The sequence below is a fragment of the Acetonema longum DSM 6540 genome, from assembly GCF_000219125.1.
Classification (GTDB): Bacteria; Bacillota; Negativicutes; order Sporomusales; family Acetonemataceae; genus Acetonema; species Acetonema longum.
This window is the reverse complement of the sequence record NZ_AFGF01000044.1, coordinates 1-976: the sequence shown is the minus strand read 5'-3', so window position 1 is coordinate 976 and position 976 is coordinate 1. Positions and strand designations below refer to the sequence as shown.

The following is a 976-nucleotide window of genomic DNA, read 5'->3' as shown; positions in this document are numbered from 1 at the left end:
AACCGGAACGAATAATACTTCATCTCCCGCACTAAAAGATAGTCCATACAATCCAAACACAGTAGACGCGAGAGTAAAACCAGAATATAAGGCGAACCCTGCGCACGATCTTGGAAGTTCATTATATAATCCAAATAAAACACCTGAACCTATTGATGCCGCTCAAGTGTATCAAAACTCAGTTCGTAGTGATATGGGAACATGGTATGGCAAGGGTGCAGATGGTCAAATATATAGGTATTTCAGCGATAATGCAGGAGGAGCCCACTTCAGCGGTACAGTAACAAAAGAACAGGTACCAATAGATATACTTAGGCAATTAGGTATTAAGTATTAAGGGGGAAATGCATGATAATAGGAAAGCGACCCCACTTTGCTGTAGAATTTGAAGTTAACAAAGAATATGGCGGAGTCTGGTTATTTGGTAAGTGTTGTTTTTGGATTAAAGATCAACGTATAGGTGACTATGAACTTGGTACGTCTCTACGTGATGTGTTATTTCAAATGAGAACTATTGTTCTTGATAACGGTAAGCGTATTCACAATGATTTATTTGCTCTAGACACGGCTGAATTATATAGAAGATTAAATGGGGCATTATATGGTTGTGATGGAACCGCATGTTGTGACACCAATTTTGAAACTATAGCTGTTGAAGAAACCTGGGCACGATTTAACGTAAGCTTACCTGTTGATATCTTCGATGGATGGAAGATATTCCTTGTCGAGAGTCAAGAAAAAGCACGTATTATAGTAAAAAAAATAGACAAGGAAGGTATTTATGAAGCTTTTCTTACGCCGGGTGAATTTGATGAAGTAATAGCCAAGGCTTATGGCGAATTGGATAAGCTATACGAGATTGAACTTGCTAAAGGTTAAATTTTTTATAAGGTGAGCCAGGGGGTGATTCCATCGAATCACCCCCTGCTGCTTGCCGGACTAGTTGACAATGGGACGATCACCTTTTGGCACATTA

The 976-nt window shown here is 39.2% G+C and carries 1 protein-coding gene and 1 pseudogene; both read left to right on the top strand.

The features are described 5' to 3' along the window. A pseudogene (locus tag ALO_RS22360) lies at window positions 1-337 on the top strand (hypothetical protein); the annotation flags it as partial. An 11-nt stretch (window positions 338-348) separates the two neighbouring features. After that, the gene (locus tag ALO_RS05400) at window positions 349-879 is read left to right on the top strand and encodes an immunity 42 family protein (RefSeq protein ID WP_004093675.1); all 531 of its coding nucleotides are present in this window, start codon (window positions 349-351) and stop codon (window positions 877-879) included. The last annotated feature ends 97 nt before the right edge of the window (window positions 880-976 follow it).

Bases quoted from the DNA above. Each gene is read 5' to 3' on its own strand.
- ALO_RS05400 (WP_004093675.1), top strand. From the start codon at position 349: ATGATAATAGGAAAGCGACCCCACTTTGCTGTAGAATTTGAAGTTAAC.